The sequence below is a fragment of the Brevibacterium sp. CS2 genome, from assembly GCF_005280295.1.
Classification (GTDB): Bacteria; Actinomycetota; Actinomycetes; order Actinomycetales; family Brevibacteriaceae; genus Brevibacterium; species Brevibacterium pityocampae.
Genome location: NZ_CP040020.1, coordinates 347,910 through 372,811 on the forward strand (window position 1 = coordinate 347,910; position 24,902 = coordinate 372,811).

General features: G+C 72.0%; 13 protein-coding genes, 1 tRNA gene and 2 pseudogenes. 7 read left to right on the forward strand and 9 right to left on the reverse strand.

The genetic code is table 11. The features are described from left to right. Positions 1-117: 117 nt before the first annotated feature. Positions 118-1,650, reverse strand: coding sequence for an FCD domain-containing protein (locus tag FDF13_RS01570; protein WP_254668858.1), 1,533 nt, complete (start codon positions 1,648-1,650; stop codon positions 118-120). A 305-nt stretch (positions 1,651-1,955) separates the two neighbouring features. Between FDF13_RS01570 and FDF13_RS01575 the strand changes: the two genes are divergently transcribed. Both FDF13_RS01575 and FDF13_RS01580 read left to right on the forward strand, forming a co-directional pair. Next, a complete protein-coding gene (locus tag FDF13_RS01575; RefSeq protein WP_137318158.1) occupies positions 1,956-5,513 on the forward strand; it encodes a bifunctional proline dehydrogenase/L-glutamate gamma-semialdehyde dehydrogenase in 3,558 nt (1,185 codons plus the stop codon). Positions 5,514-5,686: 173 nt separating this feature from the next. Next, a complete protein-coding gene (locus FDF13_RS01580) occupies positions 5,687-5,986 on the forward strand; it encodes a cupin domain-containing protein (RefSeq protein ID WP_101652542.1) in 300 nt (99 codons plus the stop codon). Between the two features lie 15 nt (positions 5,987-6,001). On the opposite strand, the gene FDF13_RS01585 is transcribed toward FDF13_RS01580, so the two are convergent. Continuing rightward, positions 6,002-7,492, reverse strand: a complete 1,491-nt coding sequence (locus FDF13_RS01585) for a hypothetical protein (RefSeq protein WP_137318159.1) — start codon at positions 7,490-7,492, stop codon at positions 6,002-6,004. A 221-nt stretch (positions 7,493-7,713) separates the two neighbouring features. Between FDF13_RS01585 and FDF13_RS01590 the strand changes: the two genes are divergently transcribed. Beyond that, the gene (locus tag FDF13_RS01590; protein WP_137318160.1) at positions 7,714-10,659 is read left to right on the forward strand and encodes an ExeM/NucH family extracellular endonuclease; all 2,946 of its coding nucleotides are present in this window, start codon (positions 7,714-7,716) and stop codon (positions 10,657-10,659) included. Positions 10,660-10,954: 295 nt separating this feature from the next. Here FDF13_RS01590 and FDF13_RS01595 read toward each other — a convergent pair. Next, positions 10,955-11,027 (reverse strand) — tRNA-Arg (locus FDF13_RS01595). 829 nt (positions 11,028-11,856) lie between these two features. On the opposite strand from FDF13_RS01595, the gene FDF13_RS01600 reads away from it, so the two are divergent. Beyond that, on the forward strand, positions 11,857-13,689 hold the full coding sequence (locus FDF13_RS01600; protein WP_137318161.1) for a phosphoenolpyruvate carboxykinase (GTP): 1,833 nt from the start codon (positions 11,857-11,859) through the stop codon (positions 13,687-13,689). A 195-nt stretch (positions 13,690-13,884) separates the two neighbouring features. On the opposite strand, the gene FDF13_RS01605 is transcribed toward FDF13_RS01600, so the two are convergent. Then, positions 13,885-14,454 (reverse strand): TetR/AcrR family transcriptional regulator, encoded by a 570-nt coding sequence (locus FDF13_RS01605; protein ID WP_137318162.1) that lies wholly within the window; start codon positions 14,452-14,454, stop codon positions 13,885-13,887. Positions 14,455-14,598: 144 nt separating this feature from the next. Here FDF13_RS01605 and FDF13_RS01610 point away from each other — a divergent pair, with 144 nt between their 5' ends. Then, positions 14,599-15,969, forward strand: coding sequence for a DUF418 domain-containing protein (locus FDF13_RS01610; protein WP_175406800.1), 1,371 nt, complete (start codon positions 14,599-14,601; stop codon positions 15,967-15,969). A gap of 27 nt (positions 15,970-15,996) precedes the next feature. On the opposite strand, the gene FDF13_RS01615 is transcribed toward FDF13_RS01610, so the two are convergent. After that, positions 15,997-16,314 carry an XRE family transcriptional regulator gene (locus FDF13_RS01615; RefSeq protein ID WP_137318164.1) on the reverse strand — a complete coding sequence of 106 codons (318 nt, stop codon included), beginning with the start codon at positions 16,312-16,314 and terminating at the stop codon, positions 15,997-15,999. Positions 16,315-16,837: 523 nt separating this feature from the next. Between FDF13_RS01615 and FDF13_RS01620 the strand changes: the two are divergent. Continuing rightward, positions 16,838-18,027, forward strand: a pseudogene (locus FDF13_RS01620) (NRAMP family divalent metal transporter). Positions 18,028-18,032: 5 nt separating this feature from the next. Further along, positions 18,033-18,869, forward strand: coding sequence for a putative hydro-lyase (locus tag FDF13_RS01625; RefSeq protein WP_137318165.1), 837 nt, complete (start codon positions 18,033-18,035; stop codon positions 18,867-18,869). Between the two features lie 252 nt (positions 18,870-19,121). Here the strand turns inward: FDF13_RS01625 and FDF13_RS01630 are convergent, their stop codons facing one another. The 4 genes and pseudogenes from FDF13_RS01630 to FDF13_RS01640 form a co-directional block, all read right to left on the reverse strand. After that, a complete protein-coding gene (locus FDF13_RS01630) occupies positions 19,122-19,766 on the reverse strand; it encodes a GntR family transcriptional regulator (RefSeq protein WP_137318166.1) in 645 nt (214 codons plus the stop codon). A gap of 47 nt (positions 19,767-19,813) precedes the next feature. Continuing rightward, positions 19,814-21,628, reverse strand: a complete 1,815-nt coding sequence (locus tag FDF13_RS15075; protein ID WP_175407010.1) for a biotin carboxylase N-terminal domain-containing protein — start codon at positions 21,626-21,628, stop codon at positions 19,814-19,816. A 258-nt stretch (positions 21,629-21,886) separates the two neighbouring features. Continuing rightward, positions 21,887-23,860 (reverse strand): annotated as a pseudogene (locus tag FDF13_RS15080) (carboxyltransferase domain-containing protein); the annotation flags it as partial. Further along, a complete protein-coding gene (locus FDF13_RS01640; RefSeq protein WP_137318168.1) occupies positions 23,764-24,522 on the reverse strand; it encodes a LamB/YcsF family protein in 759 nt (252 codons plus the stop codon). The gene FDF13_RS01640 and the pseudogene FDF13_RS15080, both read right to left, overlap by 97 nt. Positions 24,523-24,902 lie beyond the last annotated feature (380 nt).

Below are 24,902 nucleotides of genomic sequence, written 5' to 3' on the forward strand. Positions count from 1 at the left end.
GCCCGCTGCCCGGCCACCACCGCAGATCCCACCCGTCTGCGCCCACGAACCGAGCACCGCCGCCCAAGGCCACCCCCTGCCGCGCTTCGGCGTCCCATCCCCCGCCGCGAGCGCGCCTCAGCCGCCGGTGAGCCGGGCCCACACGGTGACGTCGAAGCCGCGGTGCGCGGCGATCCCGGCCATGTGGCGCACCGCGTTGTCGAGCTTGCCGCGCCAGGCGTCGACCGCGGCAGCCGCATCGCCGACCTCGAGGGCGCGGAGGATCCGGCGGTCGTCGAACAGGATGCGGTCGGTGGCCGGGGTGTAGTCGAGGAGGAGCACGGAGATGTACATCCGCAGGCGCCGGGTGAGGGATTCGAAGGTCCGCGCCGTCTGCGTCAGGCCCGAGGCACGCGCGAGCTCCTGCTGGAAGCGCAGGTCCGCGTCGTCGACGTCGGTGCCGCGCCGCAGCGCCGCAACGGCCTCGACCCGCCGCAGCGCCTGCCGGACGGGCACGAGGTGCCGGCGCGGGCGGGCTGCGAGCCCGCGCAGCAGCACGGAGCCGAGCACGAGTCGGGCGGCGTAGAGATCGATGACGTCATCGGCGGTGACGGCCGGAATCCGCACGCCGCCGCGCGAGCCGTCGAGGAGCTCCTCGTCGATCATCCGACGCACCGCGGCCTCGACCGCCGCCTGCGGCAGACCGAGGCGGGAGGCGAGGGTGCGCGGGCGGATCCGGTCGCCGGACCGGTAGCCGGAATCGATGATCTCCTGCCGCAGCGCGATCGCGAGCTGTTCGGTGAGCGAGAGGTTCGCTCGCGGCAGCCAGTGCGAGTCCGGCACCCACGACCCGGGATCCCGCCCGCGACCCGGATCAGGTCCAGTTGAATCAGAACTCGTGGATTCACTGTGCAGGAGACCGGAAGAACTCAAGTCGTTCCACTCGAGGCCCTCGAGCCCGCGGTTGACCGTCGCCGCCAGCGCGTTGAGGAGGGACCCCGGCACCGCGTCGACCTGCCGCAGCACTGCACCGACCTCTGCGACGAACCCGTCGAGGTCGGTGCTCACCACGCTCCCCGCCCGGGCCGGCACGATTCCGCGGGGGTCGTACGCGATGATCCGGTCGACCGCCTCGGCGTCGAACACCGACTGCACCGCCGGCGGCACGACCGGCGGCGCGGCGGTCCCGAACTGCTGCGCCCATCGACCCAGGCCGGAGCTCCGCAGCGCGGCCACGAGGCCCGCGCCGCGGCGGCGGAAGTCACGCTCGGAGCGGGTCCGGGCAGCGCGTCCGGACTCGCCGGGGTCCGGGAGTGCGGCGAACCCGAGCACGAGCACCGGGTAGGCGGCGGCGACGGCGACCAGGCGCAGCCGCGGCGCCAGCGGCGGGGAGGCGAGCTGGGCCATCGCGCGGGCGACGACGCTCTGGCTCAGCCCGGTGGCGGCGGCGACCGCACGGGTCGAGTAGTCGGCGGTGTCGACGCGGGCACCGGCGGTCGCGAGGACCGCGGACACCACCGCGGTCGCGGTGTCCTGGATGCGCGGTAAGCCGGTGCGCGGCCGGTCGCCGAGCCCTTCGCCGGCGGCCGCCCGCGCCGTCCACCGGCGCACCGTCGAGGCGGACACGCCGAGCGACGCCGCGACCTCCCCGGCCGGGCGTCCGGCAGCCACCTCCCGGCACGCCTCCGCCCGCACCTCGACCGGGACCCGTCTGCCGCCCATCCCCGCCCCCCGTCCGGTGCTGTCCCGCCTGCTCCAACGATATCTTCTGACTCATTGTACGTGCGGATGCTCACACCGGACCCTGGTCGTCCGGACAGCCGCCGCGCACACTGGGAGGACGGACGAAGGCCCGCGCTCGACGACGAGCGGACACCCGGGCCGGGCGGTCGGCGCACGGCCCGCCTGCCGGTCCGGGCGGAGCCCAGCACAGCCGCCGGGCCGGACCAGCAGCACGATTCGAGACGGAGGACATCATGCTCAGCACCCCAGGGACCATGCCAGCACTCACCGACGCCGGACTGGCGCCCCTCACCGACTCCGCAGTGGCGCGGGTGCGCCGCTGGCTGCGGATCTCCGCCGGCACCCCCGCGGCCAAGGACGCCGCCGCGGACCGGCTCGCCGCAGTCCTCTCCGATCCCAATGGCCTCGACTTCACCGTCGGCTTCGTCGACCGGGTCGTCGGCACCGATGACGTCCACGCCGCCGCGGACGCGCTCGTCGACGTCGCCCGCCTGACCCCGGACACCATGTCCGCGCTCGACCGCGCACAGGTCAAGGCCGGTGCCGCGCTCGCCCCGGTGCTGCCGCAGGTCGTCGTACCCGCCGCCCGTGCGCGGCTGCGCTCGATGGTCGGCCACATGGTCATCGACTCCCGCGACAAGCAGTTCGGGAAGGCCGTCGCGGAGCTCACCGCCGACGGGCACCGGCTCAACATCAACCTGCTCGGGGAGGCCGTGCTCGGCGAGGAGGAGGCGGACAAGCACCTCGCCGAGACCCGCCGCCTGCTCCAGCGGTCCGATGTCGACTACGTGTCCGTCAAGGTCTCCTCGGTCGCCTCGCAGGTGTCGATGTGGGCGTTCGACGAGACCGTCGACTACGTCGTCGAGCGGCTCCTGCCGCTCTACCGCGAGGCCGCCGCCTCCCCGGCCGGCAGCAGATTCGTCAATCTCGACATGGAGGAGTACAAGGACCTCGAGCTCACGCTCGCCGTGTTCATGCGCATCCTCGACGACCCGGAGCTCGCGCACCTCGAGGCCGGGATCGTGCTCCAGGCCTACCTGCCCGACGCGCTCGGCGCGATGCAGCGGCTGAGCGAGTACGCGAGCGCCCGGGTGGCCGCCGGCGGGGCCGGGATCAAGGTGCGCCTGGTCAAGGGCGCCAACCTCGCGATGGAGCGCGTGCACGCCGAGGTCGCCGGCTGGGAGCTCACCACCTGTCCGTCCAAGCAGGCCACCGACGCGAACTACAAGCGCGTCCTCCACTGGCTGTTCACGCCCGAGCGGATGGCCGGGGTGCGGATCGGCGTCGCCGGCCACAACCTCTTCGACATCGCCTTCGCCCACGAGCTCTCGCTCGCCCGCGGGGTCACCGACCGGGTCGAGTTCGAGATGCTCCAGGGCATGGCCGCGGAGCAGGCCGCCGCGGTGAGCGCCGACGTCGGCGATCTCCTCCTCTACGTCCCGGCGGTGCACCCGCAGGAGTTCGACGTCGCGATCTCCTACCTCGTCCGCCGGCTCGAGGAGAACTCGGCGAACGAGAACTTCATGTCCGGGATCTTCGAGCTCCGCAACGGCAACGCCGTGTTCCGGCGCGAGGAGGACCGCTTCCGCGCCTCGGTCGACGACCTCGCCGCCGTCCTCGCGGCCGAGGGCGAGACCGCTCCCCTGCCCACCCGCCGCCAGGACCGCGGTGCCGAGGCGGAGCAGGGTGCGGCGTACACCTCGGGCGCGGAGCTCGGCGGGTTCGCCAACGAGCCCGACACCGACCCCTCGCTGCCGGCGAACCAGCGCTGGGCACGGGCGCTCCTCGAGCAGTCGTCCGCACCGGGCTGGCTCGACACCCGCCCCGCCCCGGAATCCCTGGACTCCGTCGAGGAGGTCGACGACCGCGTCGCCTCCGGCCGCGAGGCCGCACTCGCCTGGCGCGAGCTCGGTGCCCGCGCCCGCGGGGAGATCCTGCTCCGCGCCGCGGACGTGTTCGCCGCCCGTCGCGGGGAGTTCCTCGCGACGATGGCCGCCGAGGCCGGGAAGACGCTCGACCAGTCCGATCCGGAGATCTCCGAGGCGATCGACTTCATCCGCTACTACGCGGATCGCGCCCTCGAGCTCGAGGCGGTGGAGGGCGCCGAGTTCACTCCGGACGCGCTCGTCCTCATCACCCCGCCGTGGAACTTCCCCGTCGCGATCCCCACCGGGTCGACGGTCGCCGCGCTCGCCGTCGGCGCCGCGGTCATCCACAAGCCCTCGAGCCCCACCCCGCACTGCTCGGCGCTGCTCGTCGAGTGTCTGTGGGAGGCCGGCGTCCCGCGCGAGGTGCTCCAGCTCGTCGCCCCGACCGAGGGCGAGGTCGGCAAGGCGCTCGTCGCGCACCCCGGCGTCGACCGGGTCATCCTCACCGGCGCCTCGGAGACCGCGGCCCTGTTCCGGGGCTTCAACCCGGAGCTCGACATCAATGCGGAGACCTCGGGCAAGAACGCGCTCATCGTCACCCCGGCGGCGGACCGCGACCTCGCGATGGCCGACCTCGTCCACTCCGCGTTCGGCCACGCCGGGCAGAAGTGCTCGGCGGCCTCGCTGGCGATCATGGTCGGCTCGACCTACGACTCCGAGCGCTACCGCCGCCAGCTCGTCGATGCGGCGTCCTCGCTCATCGTCGACGTGCCCGCGAACCTCCGGGCGACCATGGGCCCGCTCACCGAGGAGCCCTCGGACAAGCTGCTCCGCGCGCTCACCACCCTGGAGCCCGGGGAGAGCTGGGTGCTCGAGCCGCGCCGGCTCGACGACTCCGGCCGCCTGTGGTCGCCGGGCATCAAGGACGGCGTGAAGCCGGGCTCGTTCTTCCACCTCACCGAGTGCTTCGGACCGGTGCTCGGCCTCATGCGTGCGGACACGCTGGCCGAGGCGATGGAGCTGCAGAACCAGGTCGACTTCGGCCTCACCGCCGGCATCCACTCGCTCGACGCCGCCGAGGTCGCGACCTGGCTCGACACCGTGCAGGCCGGAAACGTCTACGTCAACCGCGGCATCACCGGCGCGATCGTCCAGCGTCAGCCGTTCGGCGGCTGGAAGAAGTCCTCGGTGGGCCTGGGATCCAAGGCCGGCGGCCCGAACTACCTCATGCTGTTCGGGGACTGGTCGGACGGCTCGGTGCGCGACGAGGCCTGGCTCGACGCCGCCCGCGCGAGCGATCGGCGGGCGTGGGAGCAGGAGTTCGGCTGCGCCTCCGACCCCACCGGCCTCACCGCCGAGGCGAACATCTTCCGCTACCTGCCGCGCGCCGTCACCGTGCGCGTCACCGCCGCCGCACTGGCCATCGAGGTCACCCGCACCGCGCACGCCGCGCAGCTCGCCCAGACCCCCGTCACCTGGTCGGTGTCCCCCGACGCCGCCGCTGAGGTGCGCGCCGCGGTCGAGGACGCCGCCCGGGGTGCCGGGCAGCCGGCAGGGTCTGACGGGCCGGCGGGCGCCTCGGGCACGGCCGGGTCCACCGGTGCGGTTTCCACCGGCGAGGGTGGCGTCGCGATCGAGTCGGCGGCCGACTTCGCCGCGCGCGTGGAATCCGGCGCTTACGACGACGGGGTGGGCGCACGGGTGCGGATGATCGGCGCGGTCGAGCCCGAACTCACCGGCGCGATCGCGCAGCGCCCGGAGGTCGCGGTCGTCGACGATGCCGTGACCGGCTCCGGCCGCGTCGAGCTCCGCTACTTCGTGCAGGAGCAGGCCGTGTCGATGACGCTCCACCGGTTCGGCAACCCGAGCCGCAGCTTCCACGCGCTCGCGGAGTCGCTCTGCCCCGACCGCCGCGCCCGCTGATCGCGCGTCCGTTCGGGAGTGTGGGGCTTCCGGTGGAGTGTGGTGGCATCAGCGCCACCACCCTTCATCGAAAGCCCCGCAGTCGTGTCCACGGATGCCGTGCACTCGGGCTCGTGCCCCGGGGTGCGCCGGCGGTCTTCCGCGGGGGTGGGCGTTCGCAGTAGCGTGGACGCATGAGTGAGTACGCACCGGCGATCGCCACGGTCCAGATCGACAACGAGTTCACCCGCGTCACCGAGTGGCGGTTCCCCCCGGGCACGGAGACCGGCATGCACGTCCACGAGATGGACTACGTGGTCGTGCCGACCGTCGCCGGCACGCTGACGGTGGTCACGCCGGAGGAGACCTTCGCCAATGAGATCGTCCCCGGCGCCTCGTACACCCGGTCGGTGGGCAGCGAGCACAACGTCATCAACGAGACGGATGCCGAGTGCGCCTTCGTCGAGGTCGAGTTCAAGCAGCGCCGCGGCTGATCGACCGCTCGCGCATCACTGGTACGACACGAACCAGGGGCGCGGTTCGACCTCGTAGGTCTCTTCGGGGGTGAAGGTCGGGGTGTCCTCGTCGTAGAAGTTCTTCCACGCCATGAAGATGCCCTCCGGCAGCCCCTCCTGGAGCGCGTTCCACGTGCCCATCTTGAGGTCCGGGGTGCCGTTGCCGTCGGCGTGGAGGACGATCGCGAGCTCGGGGTGCGAGGTGTCGATGTCCTGCCGGTCGGAGATCATCCCGAGCGAGAACTGGTGAAGGATGAACACCTTCTGCGGCAGCGAGTTCTCCGCGGTGAGCTCGGCGAGCCAGTCCGCGGTCTCGTTGACCTCCGCCGCGGTCACCGAGCCGATCTGCTCCATGTGGCGCTGCCCGGGCTCGAGCCGCCATTCGGGGTCGAGCGCGAGCCCGACGTGGGGCTCCTTGAGCAGGTCCTCGTATTCCTTGGCCTGGGTGAGGAAGTCGGTGTGGCCCGGCTGCAGGTCGAGGACGACGTAGACGCCCGCCTCGCCGGCGGCGTCGACCCATTCGCGGATGAGCTCCGGGTCGAGCTCGGTGGAGTAGTTGCCGTCGGGCCCGGGGACCGCCGAGGCGACGGTCGTGATGATCTCGAACGCCGGCACCACCTGGACGTCGGAGTGCGGCTCGTAGTCCTCGGCCAGCCCCTTGACCCGCTCGATCGTCGCCTCGAGGTCCTGCTCGCCGAGGATCCCGAGCGAGGCCACCCCGGGGGAGCCGTAGGCGGCGATCATGCGCCGGCCCGGGAAGGCGAGCTGGCCGCCGCCGGGGAGCTCGGGGGCGGTCGCCGCGGTGGCGGCCTTCGCGGTGAAGTCGTCCGCCTCGCCGAAGGTCTCGCCGAGGGCGAGCAGACCGCCGGCCGGGTCATCGCCCGCGGCATCCTTCGTCGCGGCCACGGTGTCGCCGTCGAGGCGCGGGTCGCCGCCGGGCACCTCGGCCACGGCTCCGCCGGCGGCCTCGACGTTCGCGCGCGCGGCGACCTCGGCCGGGGACTCCGCCTCCGGGTCGACGAAGAGCGAGGCGCCGGCCGGCTGCTCGTCGACGGCCACCTCGGGAACGGCGCCGGTGTCGTCGGCCTGCACCTCGACGACCTCGAACCCATCACCCAGCGCGGAGAGGTCGGTGCCTGCCGGGGTGACGAGGGTATCGGCGCCGAGGCGCTCGAGCTCGTCGGCGACGGCCTGCTCGGTACCCAGCAGGAGCGGCAGCCGGGCCTCCGATGCCACCGGGGCGGCGGCTTCGGCGGCATCTGCGGGCGCGACGACGGCGACGTCGGCGGATTCGAAGAGGAGGGAGCTGAGCTCGACGGCAGTCTGCGCGGCGTCGTCGCCCGGCAGCACTGCGGTGGCGGGCGGGGTGTCGACGAACTGCACGGACTTCTCCGAGTCGGTCGAGCACGCGCCCAGGGTGACGACGAGGACTGCTGCCGCGCCCGCCGCGACGGACCTGCTGATCCGACCGGACCGACCACTCATCTGCACCACCACTGCGCCACCGCACCCTTCTTCGAAACAAGATTCCTTGGCGCCAGTCTACGACCGCCGGGCAGGGCCGGGATCCCAACGACGCCGGGAGCAGCGACGGCACCAGGGCCGGATTGGTGTGATGTTCAACTTCCGTTGCGACGCCAGCCACCCGTTCCTGAGTGTCGCCTGAGTACAGTGCTGGCATTCCCGCTTCCGAACAAAGGTTCTCCATGCGCATTCCCAGACTCTCGAGCAGGACGGGAGCGGTGAGCGTCCTCGCCGCGACCGCCGCCCTCTCCCTCGCCGCACTCCCCGGCCTCACCCCGGTCCTCGCCGCCGCTCCGACAGAGATCTCGGAGATCGCCTACGCCGGCGGCGACGACACCGACTTCATCGAGATCAAGGGTGCGCCGGGCACCGACCTGGGCGGCTTCGTCGTCGGCTCGGTGAGCCGCGGCGGCTCCCCGCAGACCGCCGGTCACTGGACCACCCTGCCCGCAGGCACCGCGGTGGACGACTCCGGCACCGCAGTCGTGCGGCTGCCGATCACCAACTCGGTGAACTCCGGCGCCGCGGCGGACGGCAGCTACGGCTCCTCGGTCTTCCTCATCGACCCGGCCGGCACTCTCGTCGACTTCGATCAGGTCGGCGGCGTGGTCGGCGGCCGCGGTGTCACCGCCGGGACCGGTGCCGCGGTGCCGGAGGGCCTGCGCGGCGAGACCGCCACTCCCACCGGGGCGACCGCCCCGCGCGGCAGGTCGATCTTCTGGGACGGCACCACCTGGACCGCCGGCGACCCCACCCCGGGCGCGCTCCCCGACGCCACGCCGACACCGGACCCCACGGATCCGACCCCGGATCCCACCGACCCCGCCGACATCACCGCGATCGCCGACATCCAGGGCACCGGTGCGGCGAGCCCGCTCGACGGGCAGACGGTGACCACCCGCGGCGTCGTCACCGCCGTCTACCCGACCGGCGGCCTGAACGGGTACTACATCCAGACCGAGGGCACCGGCGGGGACGAGCATGCACTCGACGGCGCCTCGCACGGGATCTTCGTCTACTCCCGAGACACTGCCGGCCAGGTGCAGACCGGCGACTTCGTCGAGCTCACCGGCCGGGTCTCCGAGTACTACGAGCAGACCCAGCTCACCGTCGCCGCCGGCGGCTTCCGGTCGGTCGCCGAGGCGGCCGCGGCACCCAAGCCCTACGCCGGGGAGTTCCCCGACGGGGACGAGGCGCGCGAGTCTCTCGAGGGCATGCTCCTGCAGCCGTCCGGTCCCGTCACGGTGACCGACAACTACGGCACGAACCGCTACGGCGAGGTCGGTCTGGTCAACGGCACCGACACCCTCCGCCAGCCCACCGACGTCCACCGTCCCGGCACGCCCGAGGCCCAGGAGCTCGCTGCCGCGAACGCCGAGCGCGGCTATGTGCTCGACGACGGCGCGACGGTCGACTACACCCGCGGCGCGACGGAGACCCCGGTCCCCTACCTGGGCGGCGACGTCCCGGTCCGTGTCGGCGCACCGGCGGCGTTCACCTCGCCGGTGGTGCTCGGCTACGGCTTCGATGCCTGGCGGATGCAGCCGCTCACCCACCTCACCGGTGAGAATGCGGAGAGCACCCTGCCGGTGACGGTGGAGAACACCCGCGAGGACGCCCCCCGGGAGGTCGGCGGGGACGTCACCGTCGCGAGCTTCAACGTCCTCAACTACTTCGTCTCGCTCGGCGAGGACGAGTCGGGCTGCCGGTACTACGCCGATCGCGAGGGCAACCCGACGACGGCGAACAACTGCGATGTGCGCGGCGCCTACGACCGGGCGAGCTTCGACCGGCAGTGGCCCAAGATCGTGTCGGCGATCAACACGCTCGATGCTTCGGTGGTCTCGCTCGAGGAGATCGAGAACTCCGCGCGCTTCGGCAAGGACCGCGACGCCGCGCTCCAGGACCTCGTGACCCGGCTCAACGATGCCGCGGGCACGGAGAAGTGGGCATACGCCGAATCGCCGGCGCAGCTGCCGGAGAACGGCGAGGACGCGATCCGCACCGCGTTCATCTACCAGCCCGCCGAGGTCGCGCCCGTGGGCGATTCCGTGCTCCTCGACGACACGGCGTTCGACAATGCGCGCGCCCCGCTCGCGCAGGCCTTCGCACCGGTCACCGACGGCCCGGACACGGACGATGCTGCCGGTGCCCGCGCGCAGCAGGCCGCGGCGGACGACGACGCGACCTTCGTGACGATCGCCAACCACTTCAAGTCGAAGGGCTCCGGCTCGGGGCCCGGCAACGCGGATTCCGGTGACGGGCAGGGCGCCTCGAACGCGGACCGGGTCGCACAGGCGCGAGCGCTCGTGACCTTCGCCGACGAGCAGGAGGCCGCGCACGGCACCGAGCGCACGTTCCTGCTCGGGGACTTCAACGCCTACACCGAAGAGGACCCCATGCAGGTGTTCTACGAGGCCGGGTACCGGAACATCGGCAAGGAGATGACCGAGGAGTCGACGTACTTGTTCGGCGGCCTCACCGGCAGCCTCGACCACGTGCTGGCCACCGAGCCGCTGTTCGCGGCCGCGACCGGTGCGGACATCTGGAACATCAACTCCGTCGAGTCGATCGGGCTCGAGTACAGCCGCTACAACGCGAACGTCACCGACCTGTACGAGACCGGTCCGTTCCGCTCATCCGACCACGACCCGCTGATCGTGGGCGTGGACCTGGTGGAGGACGACGAAGCACCCGGTGAGGAGCCGAGCGAGGACCCGACCGACGGTCCGAGCGACGACCCGACCGACGGTCCGAGCGACGACCCGACCGAGGGGCCCGGCGGCGATGACCCGTCTGCGGAGCCGACCCCCTCGGACACTCCCGGCGGCGACCCGGCTCCGAGCGATGAGCCCGGCGACCGGCCGACCGACGACGGCCGGGGTGATGACGGAACCGACGGCGGCGATGACGGCCGCGGCGACCGCGGCGACCGCGGTCAAAACGATAGCGGCCAGGGCGGCGACGACCGGGACGACGACACCGCCGGCTCCGGCGAGCGCGGCTCCGACCGCGACGGCGGCAGCCTGCCGCGCACCGGCTCCGAGCTCGGCGGGCTCGCGATCGGCGCTGCGCTCCTCGCGATCGGCGGCCTCACCCTGCTGATCTCCCGCCGCCGCAGGGGCTGATCCCCGGGCGGCCGGCCTGAGGCTGCGGCTCGCGCCTCGACGTACGGGCTGCAGGTCGAGGGCGGTCGTCCATGAGAGCGGCCCGGCGGGATCCGGTGCACCGGATCCCGCCGGGCCGCTGCGCGCAGGCCGGGGGCCACCGCGTGCATGCCGGAGGTCGTGCACGCAGGTGTGCTGCGCTGAAGCATGAGCATCGATCCTGCAGCGCAGGCCGGCAGCGTCCACCGGCCGGCGCGGCCGGGAAGCGGAAAGCAGAACAGGCCCTCACCGACTGGTGAGGGCCTGTTCCGTGCTGTGCGCCACGAGGGATTCGAACCCCCAACCTTCTGATCCGTAGTCAGATGCTCTATCCGTTGAGCTAGTGGCGCCCGTCGCTCGGCGCAGTGCCGTGACGACCGAAACAACTATACACATCTTCCCGCGGAACCGAAAATCGCTGGGCACCTCTCACTGCGAGCGGCTCGGCGCGGGCCACCCCGGAGCACCACGGGCCGCCCGAGGCCATCAGAGCATCAGGGCATCAGCACTCTGCTCGACTCGTTCCCCCGCCACTCCAGTGCGGTCACGCCGGCTCCCCGGTCACTCCAGTGCGGTTCCAGGGCCGAATCCGCACTGGAGTGCACCTGGAGCTGCCGCGTAAAGGTTCCGGCAACCCCGCTCCCCGGTCACCTCAAGCCCCCGGTTCCCCTGCCAGTCCAGCACGGTCGCCGCTTTCCCCTGCCATTCCAGTGCGGTCGCCCCGTTCCCCCGCCACTCCAGTGCGGTCATGCCGGCTCCCCAGCCAATCTAGTGCGGTTCCAGGGCCGAATCCGCACTGGGGTGCACCCGGAGCTGCCGCGCGAGTGTTTCCGGCAACCCCGCTCCCCGGTCACCTCAAGCTGCCCGCCACCTCAGGCCCCCAGCACGCCCCGGGCCAGTGCACCCGCGAGGCACCGGAGAGCACCCCGCGCGGGGCCAGCGAGCATCGTCCTGACATAAACCGCCACTGTATTGGCAAAATCCGTCACCGGCATGACCGAGAAACACCATTCGTGATCTCTTTGTGACCCAATCCACAGGCTGGAAGCCCTCTACCCGTCAGTCATATTCTGCGCCCGTTCCTAATGTGGAGATCATCCACTTGCGGATGCACAGCACCCGGATCCGGTCGCCGCACACCCCTGGCGGCAGGAGACCCCGACAGATCAGGAGACATCCATGACCGTCCTCGACCGTGGCTCAGTCGAAGACCAGCTCAAGGCTGCACCGACGTCCAATGAGAAGGTCCTGTCCTTCGTCCGCTCCGTCGCCGAACTCGCGACGCCCGACCGCATCGAGTGGGTGACCGGCGACCGCGCACAGCGCCAGGAGATCGCCAACGCGCTCGTCGCCGCGGGCACGCTGATCAAGCTCGACAAGCAGAAGGACTCTTACTACGCCGCCTCCGACCCGGACGATGTCGCCCGCGTCGAGGACCGGACGTACATCTGCACCCACGGGGAATCCGGCGCCGGTCCCCTCAACAACTGGATGGACCCGCAGGAGATGAAGGGGATCCTGAACGATCTCTTCACCGGCTCGATGAAGGGTCGGACGATGTACGTCATCCCCTTCGTCATGGGCCACGTCGACGCCAAGCAGCCGATGTTCGGCATCGAGGTCACCGACTCCCCCTACGTTGTGCTCTCCATGCTCGTCATGGCCCGCTGCGGGACCACCGCACTCAAGGCGATCGAGAAGCTCGATGCCGACTTCGTCGAGTGCGTCCACTCCGTCGGCGCCCCGCTCGCCGAGGGCGAGGATGATGTGCCGTGGCCGTGCAACACCACGAAGTACATCACCCACTTCCCGGAGGACCGCGCCATCTGGTCGTTCGGCTCCGGCTACGGCGGCAACGCCCTGCTCGGCAAGAAGTGCTACGCGCTGCGCATCGCCTCCGCGATCGCCCACGACGAGGGCTGGCTCGCCGAGCACATGCTCATCATCAAGCTCACCAACCCGGAGGGCGAGTCGAAGTTCATCGCCGCCGCGTTCCCGAGCGCCTGCGGCAAGACCAACCTCGCGATGATCGAGCCGACGATCCCCGGCTGGAAGGCCGAGACCCTCGGTGACGACATCGCCTGGATGCGCTTCGGCGAGGACGGCCGACTCTACGCCGTCAACCCGGAGTTCGGCCTGTTCGGCGTCGCACCGGGCACCGGCTACTCGACGAACCCGACCGCGATGCGCGCCATCGAGGCCGGCGGCAACGTGTTCACCAACGTCGCCCTGACCGATGACGGCGACGTGTGGTGGGAGGGCATGACCGACGAGGCACCCGCCCACCTCACCGACTGGCGCGGCAACGACTGGACCCCCGAGTCCGACACCCCGGCCGCCCACCCGAACTCGCGCTTCTGCACCCCGATCGAGAACGTTCCGACGCTCGCGCCCGAGTGGGAGAATCCGGACGGCGTGCCGATCTCCGCGATCCTGTTCGGCGGCCGCCGCAAGACGACGATGCCGCTCATCACCCAGACCACCGACTGGAACCACGGCGTGTTCATGGGCACCGTGCTCTCCTCGGAGACCACCGCTGCGGCGACCGGCAAGGTCGGCGTCGTCCGCCGCGACCCGATGGCGATGCGCCCGTTCATCGGCTACAACGTCGGCGACTACTTCCAGCACTGGCTCAACATCGGCGCCACCGAGGGCGCGCAGCTGCCGGAGATCTTCTACGTCAACTGGTTCCGCCGGGACGAGGACAACTCGTTCCTGTGGCCCGGTTTCTCCGAGAACTCACGCGTCCTCAAGTGGATCTTCGAGCGCGTCTCCGGCACCGCCGAGGCCGTCGAGACCCCGCTCGGCTACGCGCCGGCCGAGGGTGCCCTCGACATCGACGGGCTCGACATCACGCCCGAGCAGGTGCAGAAGGCCCTCGCGATCAAGCCCGAGGAGTGGGACACCGAGCTCGAGTCGATCGAAGCCTGGTACGCGGAGCTCGGCGATGCCGTCCCGGCCGAGCTCAAGACCCAGGTCGACAAGCTCCGCGCGCGCCTGGACCTCGCCTGATCCACCGGGGCACGGTCGCTGAGCCGCGCCCCGCACCACCCCGCAGACCGGAGCGGGTGCCGTCCTTGAGCCAGGACGGCACCCGCTCCTTCTGCATTCACGACGCCCGCCCCCGTCCGAGGCGCAGGCCGGGCATTCCTCCGCGGTCTCCGCCCACCGATCCGCCCACCGTCGGCGGCCGCCCCGGGGCGAGGGTCACCCGGCCTCGGCGGCGATCCCTCCCAGCACCCGGTCGAGGATCGCCGAGGCGCGCGCTCCGGTCATGAAATCGGGTTCGGCGACCCGCGCGACGGCGATCCCGTCGAAGGCGGCGAGCGCCGTCTCAGCCGCCGCGGCGGGGTCCGGATGCCCCGGGTGCGTCTGCTCGATGAGCTCTGCGAGGGAGGTCCGCAGGCGGATCCACGTGCTGCGATGGATCTCCGCGAGCGCCGGCGTCACCCGCGACAGTGCGACGAAATCGAGCCATACGCCCGCCATCACGGTGTCCTCCTCGCGCACGGCGGCGAGGATCTCCGCGAGTGCGCGGAGTACCTCGGCCGCGGAGGCACCGCCGTCCACCTGCTCGGCCACGCCGTCGGAGACCGCCGCGGCGATGGCCGCGAGTGCCGCCTGCAGCATCTCGGTCTTCGCAGGGAACTGGTGCTGGACGGCACCGACGGAAACCCCTGCCCGCTGCGCCACCGTGCGCACGCTGGCCTTCTCGATGCCGGATTCGGCGACGAGGGCGATGATCGCCTCGATGATCCGCTCCCTGCTCTCGACCATCGCGCCCCCCTTCCGCTCTGCGGCCCAGATTCCATGAATACATGTGTATTGCACGCCCGTCAATACGTGTGTACTGTGCGGCTCATGGACACCTCCCCCGAGCGTACAGCTCGCCAGCACCGCGGGCTCGATCCGAGTGCTCGGATGCCTGCCCCTCGCACACCACACCCCTCGACCGACCCTCCCGCCGCGACTCCCGACTCCGGTCGGGCCGGCACCACGGGAGCCGCACCCATCGGCGCGATTCCCGCCTCACGGATCGGCGGCCTCGACATCGCCCGCGGGATCGCGGTGCTCGGCACCCTCGGCACCAATATCTGGCTCTTCACCCACCCGGCAGGGATGCTCGGCAGCCTCACCGACCCCTTCGTCGGCCTGAGCCCCGGATTCGAGACGCTGGCCTACCAGCTGCTCACCACACTCACCAACGGCAAGTTCCTCGCCCTGCTGATGATGATGTTCGGCATCGGCGTCTCCCTCCAGTACGCGGCCTGGCAGCGCCGCACCCGGCACACCACTGCGAGCAGCCACCCGAGCGGCACCGCGCACAGCGACAACGGCTCACCGGAGAACACCGGCAAGCAGCCGCGCTGGTTGCGCACCTATGCACCGCGAGCTGCTCTCCTCTTCGTCGACGGGCTGGTGAACTTCGTGCTCATCGCGGAGTTCGACATCCTCATGGGGTACGCCTTCACCGGGTTCGTCGTCGCCGCGATCATCGCCTCGAGCCCGCGCACCGCACGCCTCTGGGCGTGGATCACCGGCGCCGTCCACACCTGCGTCATCCTCGCAATGAGCGCCTCGCTCCTCCTCTTCCCCGACGCCGCCGGGAGCGCAGACGCCGACGCCTCGCCGGCGGACTGGCCGCTGTGGAACGACATCAACCCCTACCGCGAGGCCGGGTTCCTCGAACTGGCACTCTTCCGCCTCGACAACACTCTCGTCTTCCGCGCCGAGCCGGTCTTCACCTTCAGCCTGGGCATCTGCCTGTTCCTCGTGGGCGCCCGGCTCCACGCAGCGGGGGTGTTCACCGAGCACGGCTCCCGCACGCGCCGCCGGTGCATGGTCCTCGGCGCCTGCGCGGTGCCGGCCGACCTCGCGCTCGGCATCGTGGGCACCCCGGCAGCGGTGCTCACTCAGCGCTATCTCACCGCGACGCTCGTCGCCGTCGGCCTGCTCGCCCTCATCGGCCACCTCACCGCGCCGCGCACCGCGGACGCAGACACCGTGCGGGGCCGACTCCCCGGTGCACGTGTGTTCGGCGCCGTCGGACGCATGTCCCTGACGTGCTATGTGGGCCAGAACCTCGTCGCCGGCGCACTGTTCTACGGCTGGGGGCTCGACATCGCCGGCCGCTTTCCGGACCACCGGCTGCTCCTCAGCGTGGGCGGGTTCCTGCTCGTCCTCGCCGTGGTCGTAACGTTCATCCTCACCTGGCAGCGGTGGGTCACCGGTCCGGCCCGGCGCGGGCCGCTCGAGTGGCTCAGCCACGCGGCGCTCGAGCGGCTGCGCTGACTCACGGCCGAGGCGAGTGCGAAGGATTCAGATGTCGTCGGCGGCGACGGGGCCGCCCTCGTTCTCCCAGCGCTTGAGCGACCGGGCCTTCGATGCGTTGTGCTTGAGGCGCACGCCCACTCCTCGCTTCTCGTCCTCGGGGATGAAGACGGCGCCGTAGTGCTCGAGCGCGCGCTGCAGGCGCTCGGTGGACGCAGCATCGATGCTGTGGTGACCGTACTCGAAGCCGTGGATCTGCCCCGGTTCGAGCCCGGCTGTCTGCGCGATGTTCTCCAGGGACACCTCGACCAGCGCTCGCGCAGCTCGAGCCTGGTCCGGCGTGATCTGCGAATTGTGCGTATCCATGACTCCAGCATGACAGAGGCGCCCCGATCTGCACCCGGCAATCCTGTGACAATGCGCGACACCGCGCACTCCCGCGCCTGGACCCGCCCCGGCCCGCGCGGGGATCCGCAGTCATGCCGGTGACCGCGCCGCCCCCGGGCGACGCCTGGACACCTCTGCTTTCGCGCGTCCCTGCGCCGATAACGAAACGGCCGCATCTCGACCCAACCCTGTACATATTGTTCAACGATCCATACAGTGGCAGGCGACGCAGTGCGGTGGATCACATCCGAGGCATGACCGCGCTCCGTGCCGGATCACCGGATCCGCAGATCGGTTACGAACAGATCCGCAGGCCGTACATGACACACGAGACACGAGCACAGGGACGAGGAAGCGCGCCATGACCGACAGCCACCCGTCCGAGGAACCCCGGGGCCAGCAGGCCGCCGGAACGCCGACCGGCGAGGAGCGGGACACGCACGGTCAGGGCGCCCGCGACGCCGGTTCACCCGGTTCCGGTTCACGCAGCGCCGCCTCCCGGGTGCGCGACGGCAGCCGGCGCACGGCGGTGCTCGGCGCGATGTTCATCATGGCGACGAGCTCGATCGGCCCCGGCTTCATCACCCAGACGAGCGTCTTCACCGTCCAGCTCGGAGCCGCGTTCGCATTCGCGATCCTCATCTCGATCCTCGTCGACATCGCGATCCAGCTCAACGTCTGGCGCGTCCTCGGGATCTCCGGCCTGCGCGCGAACGAGCTCGGCAACACCGTGCTGCCGGCCTGGGCTGGGTGCTCGCCGCGTTCATCTTCATCGGTGGGATGATCTTCAACATCGGCAACATCGGCGGCACCGGGCTGGGCCTCAACGCGATGCTCGGCCTCGACCCCAAGATCGGCGGGGCGATCTCCGCGGTCCTCGCGATCCTCATCTTCCTGTCCAAGCGCGCCGGGCTCGCGCTCGACAGGATCGTCGTCCTCCTCGGCGCGATCATGATCCTCCTCATGATCTACGTCGCGATCGTATCCGCCCCGCCGGTGGGTGAGGCGCTGAAGAACACGGTGATGCCCGAGCAGGTCGACTTCCTCGTCATCACCACCCTCATCGGCGGCACGGTGGACGGCTACATCACCTTCGCCGGTGCGCACCGGCTCATCGACTCCGGCATCAAGGGCCCCGAGCACTCCGGCACCATCACCCAGGCCTCGGTGCTCGGCATCATCACCACCGGTGTCATGCGCACGCTGCTGTTCCTCGCGATCCTCGGCGTGGTCGCCGGCGGCACGGCCCTCGCGGGGGACAACATCGCCGCCGACGCCTTCCGGGCCGCGGCCGGCGAGATCGGCCTGCGCGTGTTCGGCGTGGTGCTCTGAGCGGCCGGCCTGACCTCGGTGATCGGCGCCTCGTACACCTCGGTCACCTTCATCACCGAGCAGACGGTGAGCCCGCGGATCCGCAACTGGATCACCGTCGCCTTCATCGCCGTCTGCGCGATCCCCTACCTCGTGCTCGATCAGACGCCGCAGACACTGCTGATCTTCGCCGGCGCGGTCAACGGCCCCATCCTGCCGATCGGCTTCGCGCTCGTACTGTGGGTGGCGTGGCGCCGCCGCGACCTGCTGCAGGGCTACCGGTACCCGGTGTGGCTCGCGGTGATCGGCACGCTGACCTGGCTGCTGACGATCTACCTGGGCTGGCGCTCGCTCGAGGGCATCGCCGCCCTGTGGGCGTGAGTCCGATGCCGCAGCCGGACCAGCACTCGCACCCCGACCGCCCTGCCGCCGAGGCGAACGCGGACACCTCCGCCCTCTCCCCGGCCGAGGCGCGCGCCCGGTTCCGCGCCGGGCTCGTCACACCGACGTCGGGGTACAGCGCGGGATTCGCGCAGGCGAACCTCCTCGCGGTGCCGCAGGAATACGCCTTCGTGTTCCTCCTGTTCGCCCAGCGCAACCCGAAGCCGTGCCCCGTGCTCGGTGTGCTCGAGGCCGGTCAGCTCTCCTCGGAGCTGCTCGCCGGGGGCGACATCCGCACCGATGTGCCGCTCTACCGGGTGTACCGGGACGGGGAACTCGCAGCGGAGGTCCCGGATATCCGCGAGCACTGGCGCGACGACCTCGTCGCGTTCCTCATCGGCTGCTCATTCACCTTCGAGTCCGCGCTGCTCGACAACGGGGTGCCGGTGGCGCACATCGAACAGGGCGTCAACGTGCCGATGTACCGCACCCGGGTGCCGGCGGCACCGGCGGGCCGGTTCTCCGGTCCGCTCGTCGTGTCGATGCGCCCGGTTCCGGCCGCGCAGGTCGCCGACGCGGTGCGGATCACCTCCCGGTATCCGGCGGTGCACGGGGCGCCGGTGCACGTGGGTGATCCGGCGGAGTTGGGGATCACGGACCTCGCCCGGCCCGACTTCGAGGATCCGGTGGAGATCGCGGACGGTGCGGTGCCGGTGTTCTGGGCGTGCGGGGTGACTCCGCAGGCCGCGGTCATGGAGTCGCGGCCGCCCCTGGCGATCGCCCACGCGCCAGGTCACATGCTCGTCGCCGATGCCCGCGACATCGCCTACCAGGTCCCCTGACCACTCAATTTGAGAAGGTTCCTGAGAGCGTTTCCGCGATTCTTCGCAATGTCACCACCCGCCGAGGCGCCCGCTCGGCCCCACCATCACCGTCGCCCCAGCACCACCGTCGGCCCAGCATCACCGTCGGCCCAGCATCACCGTCGGCTCGGCTCACCGACCGCACGGCCCTCAGCCGCCGCATTCCCCATCATCAGGACCGGCGCCCCGTCCGTTCCCCGCGAGCAGCACCAGCTCCCGCGGCGGACCCGCTCACCGCAGCAGGTCGGCGAGGCGGTCGCCGGTGCGCATGATCATCACCCGCAGCAGCCCGGCGGCCTCGGCCCGCTCGCGCGCCTGCAGCAGTCCGACGACCTGCCGGTTCTCGTCGACGTAGGGCGCGTGGAAGTCCGGTTCCGCGGCGAGCACCCGGACGAACACGAGCCGCATCCGGGCGAGCAGCCGGGCCATGGTCTCATCGAGCGCCGGCGAGCCGAGCCCGGCGACGATCTCGCGGTGGAACCGCTGGTTCGCGTCCGCCACCGCATGCCGATCGCCCCGGCCGCGCGCCTCCTCGGTCGCGGTGACGATCTGGGAGAGCAGCCCCACGTCGAGGTCGCGGCCCCACTGGAGCGCCGCCGGTTCGAGCGCGGCGCGGGCGCCGTAGATGTCGCGCACGTCCGCGATCCCGGGGCTGCTGATGAACACTCCGCGGTTCGGAACCCGGGTGATGATCCCGTCGCCGGACAGCGCGGCGAAGGCCTCGCGGAGGGTGTTGCGGGACACCCCGAGGGTCGCGGCGAGCTCCTGCTCGTTGACCTTCTCCCCCGGCTCCCACAACCCGGCGGAGATCCGCTCACGCAGCGCGGTGAGCGCGTACTGGCGGGCGTTCGGGGAGGGCCCCGGCTGTGCGGACATGCCGCTCAGTGTACGACCCGCAGCGCGGGCCCGTCCGGGCGCATCATTTAGCTGCTGATCGTGGCGAGGACCTGGCCCTCGCTCACCTCGTCGCCGGCGGAGAGCTCGGCGAGCGCCACGGTGCCGGCGGCCGGGGCGACGACCGGGGATTCCATCTTCATCGCCTCGATGACGGCGATCTCGTCGCCGGCGGCCACCTCGGCGCCGTCCTCGACGCTGAACCGCACGAGCGACCCGGTGTACCCGCACGTCACCTCGGCACCCCCGGATCCCGCCCCTGAAGCGTCCGCTCCCGCGAAGCCGTCCGTATCGGATCCCGTGCCCGAGGCGCCCGCCTGCCCGGCACCGCCCGTTCCGTCCCCCGGCCCGCCGGCTCCCGCGGCGGCGCGGAGCACCTCGGCGGGGAGGACGAGTTCGTGGCGCTTCCCGTCGAGCTCGATGGTGAGGCGGGTGCGCTCGGCGTAGGATTCCGCGACGTCGTCGCCGACTGCCGCGAGTCCCGGCTGGTACACCGTCTCGATCCAGCCGGTGTGGACGTCGAGGGAGTCGCCGGTGAAGTCGGGGTGGTCGACGACGTCGCGGTGGAACGGGACGACGGTGCGCACCCCGGTGATCTCGAGCTCGGCGAGCGCATCGCGGGCGCGGGCGAGCGCGATGTCGCGGGTGGGGCCGTGGACCACGAGCTTGGCGATGAGCGAGTCGTAGGAGCCGGGCACCGCGGAGCCCGAGCGCACGCCGGAGTCCACGCGGATGCCGGGACCGGTGGGTGCGGCGAAGGCGATGACGGTGCCGGGCGCGGGGACGAAGCCGTGCGCGACGTCCTCGGCGTTGATGCGGAACTCGAGGGCGTGGCCGGACGGTTCGGGGTCCGCGCTCAGCGACAGCGGCTTGCCGGCGGCGATCCGGAACTGCTCGGCGACGATGTCGACCCCGGTCACCGCCTCGGTCACGGGATGCTCGACCTGGACGCGGGTGTTGACCTCGAGGAATGCGATCGTGCCGTCCTCGGCGAGGAGGAACTCGACGGTGCCGGCGCCGACGTACCCGGCGCGCGCACACACGTCACGGGCGCCGTCGACGATCCGGGAGTGCTGCTCGGCGGTGAGGAACGGGGCGGGCGCCTCCTCGACGAGCTTCTGGTTGCGTCGCTGCAGGGAGCAGTCGCGGGTGCCGAGCACCACCGTGGTGCCGTGGGTGTCGGCGAGGACCTGCGCCTCGACGTGACGGGGGCGCTCGAGGAACTTCTCGACGAAGCACTCCGCGCGGCCGAACGCCGCCTGTGCCTCGCGCCCGGCCGAGGCGAACGCCTCCTCGATGTCCTCGACCTCGTTCACGACCTTGAGGCCGCGTCCGCCGCCGCCGAAAGCGGCCTTGATGGCGATCGGCAGGCCGTGCTCGGCGGCGAAGTCGCGGGCGGTCTGCCAGTCCTCGATCGGGTCGTCGGTGCCCGGCGCCAGGGGTGCGCCCGCCTCGGCGGCGAGCCGACGCGCGGTGACCTTGTTGCCGAGCAGGTCGATGGTGTCCGGGGACGGGCCCACCCAGGTCAGCCCGGCGTCGATGACGGCGCGGGCGAAGTCGGCGTTCTCGGACAGGAAGCCGTAGCCGGGGTGGATGCAGTCGGCCCCGGCGCGGGCGGCGATGTCGAGGAGGGCGGGGACGTTCATGTAGGTGTCGGCCGCGCTCGTGCCCGGCAGCGCGTAGGCCTCGTCGGCGATCTCCGCGTGGAGGGCATCCGCGTCGAGCTCGCTGTAGACGGCGATCGAGCGGATGCCGAGGTCGCGGGCGGCGCGAGCGATCCGCACGGCGATCTCACCGCGGTTGGCGATGAGCACGGCGGTCAGCGGGGCGGGGGCGCGGGTCATGAGGGGTCCCTCGGGGTCGTCGTTCGGGGTGGCGGTGTCGGGTCGGACCGGGTCAGCGGCTGCCAGCCCGGCGGCCGCAGCGGAACCGGTCGCGGCCTCGGCACCGGCAGGGTCTTCGGAACCGGCAGTGCCTTCGGAACCGGTGGCGGCCTCTGGCCCGGCGGCGGCGAGCGGGGTGAGCGTGACGGGGTCCACGGGGGTGAACGTCACGGCGCTGCCGGGCGGGAGCTGGCCGGCGATGTCGAGGTCCTCGGCGACGACGGTGGCGATGACGGGGTAGCCGCCGGTCACCGGGTGGTCGGCGAGGAACAGCACGGGGTTCCCGTCGGGCGGCACCTGCACCGCACCGGTGATCATCCCCTCGCTCGCGAGCTCACCGTCGCGGGAGCGGGTGAGCGGCGCGGCGCCGTCCCCCGGCTCGAGGCGCAGGCCGATCCGGTTGGACCGGCCGCTGACCTGCCACGGGACCTGCGTGAAGCGGGCCTGCTCGGCGGCGTCGAACCAGTCGGCGCGCGGTCCCATGATGCAGCGCAGCACTGCCCGCTCACCGGTGACGCGCAGCGGGTTGGGTGCGGGTGCGGCGACCGCGGCGATCGCTCCGGTCTCCGGTTCGGGTGCGTCCGCAGGCGAGGTGCCCAGCGGGGTGGCGTTCACCGGGGCACCGGGCGCCGAGCCGGTCGTCGGTGCGGGCTCGCCGCCATTTCCGGCGCCGGCCGGTCGTGGCCGGTTGCGCACGCGCAGGGTGTCGCCGGTCCGGACCGGCTCGGGGCCGAGGCCGGAGAGCAGGTCGGTGGCGGCCGAGCCGAGTACGCGGTGGGCGGCGAATCCGCCGCGCACCGCGAGATAGGACCGCATGCCGAGGCGCGGGCCGCCGACCGTGAGCTCGTCGCCGGCCCGCAGCAGGAGCGGGTGGGCGAGCGGGTGCCGGCGCGGGTCCCCGGCTCCCGAGGCGCGGCCGGGCGCGACGGTCAGCGGCGCCTCGGCCCCGGTGACGGCGACGACGGTGTCGACGAGTGCGGTGACCCGCAGCCCGCCGATCGATTCGAGGACGGCGGAGGCTCCGCCGTTGCCGACGAGCCGGTTCGCCGTCCACGCCGAGGCGCGGTCGAGCACACCGGAGGAGGCCACACCGAGGTCACCGTAACCGGCCCGCCCGAGGTCCTCGATGAGGGTGAGCAGTCCGGCGTCCTCGACCCGGAGCACGGGTCGGCCGGGTGCCGCGGGCGCGGACGGGGCGACGGGCTGCGGGGGCGTCGCGGAGGCGTCCCCGCCGGGACGCGCCTCGGCGGGGGGCCCGCCGTTGTCGGATGATGCGGGCTCCGTGCCGCCCGGTGCCCCGACCCCCGCCTCGGCGGTGGGGCGCACGGCCCGGTAGCGCACGGTGTCGCCGGGGGCGATGAGAGCGGGAGGGTCGGCGGACTCGTCCCACATCGGGGTGTCGGTGCGGCCGATGAGCTGCCAACCGCCCGGGGTGCGCCGCGGGTACACGGCGGAGAACTCCCCGGCGAGCGCCACGGAGCCGGGCGGGACGGCGGTGCGCGGGGACTCTCGGCGGGGCACGTCCCAGCCGCCCGCGGCAGGGACGCAGTAGGTGAAGCCCGGCGCGAAGCCGCCGAAGGCACCCGTCCAGGTCTCCGCGGTGTGCTTCTCGACGAGCGCCTCCGGGCTGAGACCGAGGTGCTCGGCGAGCGGGGCGAGGTCCTCGCCGTCGTAGACGACGTCGAGGGTGATCTCCCGGCCGCCTGTCTGCGCGGAGGTCTCCGGCGCGAAGTCGCGCAGGAGCTCGAAGGCCCGGGTGGCGGCGTCCGGGGTGTGCGCGGTGAAGAGCAGAGTGGCGGCGGCGGCGACGATGCCGCGCTGTGCGAGCAGCGGGTCTGCGGTGAGGGCGGCGTGCCAGGCCATGACCGTGTCGAGGTCCGGGAGGTCGACGAGCACCGCACGGGTTCCGACCCGGTGGAGGGCCAGCGCGCCACCGGGTCCGGTCGAGCTCGGGTGGGTGCCGGGACTCGGCCCCGGACCGGAGGGGCTCAGGCCCCGGTCGGAGGGGCTCAGGCCCCGGTCGGAGGGGCTCAGGCCCCGGTCGGAGGGGCTCAGGCCCGGGTCGGAGTCTCCTGGCGGGGTCGGTCCGGCGGGGCTCATAGGAAGCTGCGGATTTCGATGCCGGCGTCCTGCAGGGCGCCGACGATGCGGCGGGCGAGCTCGACGGAGCCCGGGGAGTCGCCGTGCACGCATAGGGACTCCGCGTCGATGTCGATCGTGCTGCCGTCGCGGGCGAGGAGCGTGCGCTCCCGGGCGAGCTGCACGACGCGGGCGGCCACCGCGTCCGGGTCGCTGACCACGGCGTCGGATTCGCGGCGGGAGACGAGCGTGCCGTCGGGGTTGTAGTTCCTGTCCGCGAACGCCTCGCGCACGGCGCGCAGCCCGGCCTGCTCCGCCTTCTCGATCGCGACGGCACCGGGCAGCAGCAGCACGGGGAGCTCCTGGCTGAAGGCCCTGATCCCGTCGATGACAGCCTGCGCCTGCTCCTCGTGGTGGACGATCGTGTTGTAGAGCGCGCCGTGGGGCTTGACGTAGGTGACCGCGGTGCCCTTGGAGCGGGCCAGCGCGTCGAGGGCGCCGATCTGGTAGAGCACCTCGTCGGCGAGCTCGGCGGGATCCATGTCGATGAAGCGGCGGCCGAAGCCCGGGATGTCGCGGTAGCCCACGTGCGCGCCCACGGCGACCCCGCGTGCGGCGGCCGCCTCGACGGTGCGGGCGATGTCGTGCGGATCGCCGGAGTGGAAGCCGCAGGCGACGTTGGCGCTCGACACCACCTCGATGATCGCGGCGTCGTCGCTCACGGGATTGCCGCCGACGGATTCGCCCAGGTCGGAGTTCACATCGATGGCGGTCATGATCATCATCCCTCTCGTCGGGCGGTGAAGGCTGCCCGCGATTGTTGAACAATCCTAGCGCGGAATGAGGCGTGCGTCACGGGATCGGGTCACCGGCGCCGAGGTGCCGAGGTGCTCCATAGCCTGGAAGCTTGACCGCATCCCCACATGAATACCCGGACAGTCCTCGAGCGCATGCTCTACCTCGCGGTCCCGTTCGGGTTCTTGATCAGCGCCGGGCTCCTCGCGATCGCCTGCCGCTCGGCGTGGGCCGCGGTCGGCATCCACAGCGGCTTCCATGTGGCCTCGGCCATCAACCTCGCGCTCGGCCCCACCGCCGACGGGCCCGGCATGTGGCTCACCGCCGGCCCTGCACGTCATCGTCAGCGTGGTCGTCGCGC

What these genes read in the sequence shown, in the direction of transcription:
- FDF13_RS01575 (WP_137318158.1), top strand. Translation starts at nt 1,956, where the DNA reads ATGCTCAGCACCCCAGGGACCATGCCAGCACTCACCGACGCCGGACTG.
- FDF13_RS01580 (WP_101652542.1), top strand. Translation starts at nt 5,687, where the DNA reads ATGAGTGAGTACGCACCGGCGATCGCCACGGTCCAGATCGACAACGAG.
- FDF13_RS01625 (WP_137318165.1), top strand. Translation starts at nt 18,033, where the DNA reads ATGCCGCAGCCGGACCAGCACTCGCACCCCGACCGCCCTGCCGCCGAG.
- FDF13_RS01600 (WP_137318161.1), top strand. Translation starts at nt 11,857, where the DNA reads ATGACCGTCCTCGACCGTGGCTCAGTCGAAGACCAGCTCAAGGCTGCA.
- FDF13_RS01610 (WP_175406800.1), top strand. Translation starts at nt 14,599, where the DNA reads ATGCCTGCCCCTCGCACACCACACCCCTCGACCGACCCTCCCGCCGCG.
- FDF13_RS01605 (WP_137318162.1), bottom strand. Translation starts at nt 14,454, where the DNA reads ATGGTCGAGAGCAGGGAGCGGATCATCGAGGCGATCATCGCCCTCGTC.
- FDF13_RS01585 (WP_137318159.1), bottom strand. Translation starts at nt 7,492, where the DNA reads ATGAGTGGTCGGTCCGGTCGGATCAGCAGGTCCGTCGCGGCGGGCGCG.
- FDF13_RS01630 (WP_137318166.1), bottom strand. Translation starts at nt 19,766, where the DNA reads ATGTCCGCACAGCCGGGGCCCTCCCCGAACGCCCGCCAGTACGCGCTC.
- FDF13_RS01640 (WP_137318168.1), bottom strand. Translation starts at nt 24,522, where the DNA reads ATGACCGCCATCGATGTGAACTCCGACCTGGGCGAATCCGTCGGCGGC.
- FDF13_RS01615 (WP_137318164.1), bottom strand. Translation starts at nt 16,314, where the DNA reads ATGGATACGCACAATTCGCAGATCACGCCGGACCAGGCTCGAGCTGCG.
- FDF13_RS15075 (WP_175407010.1), bottom strand. Translation starts at nt 21,628, where the DNA reads ATGACCCGCGCCCCCGCCCCGCTGACCGCCGTGCTCATCGCCAACCGC.
- FDF13_RS01590 (WP_137318160.1), top strand. Translation starts at nt 7,714, where the DNA reads ATGCGCATTCCCAGACTCTCGAGCAGGACGGGAGCGGTGAGCGTCCTC.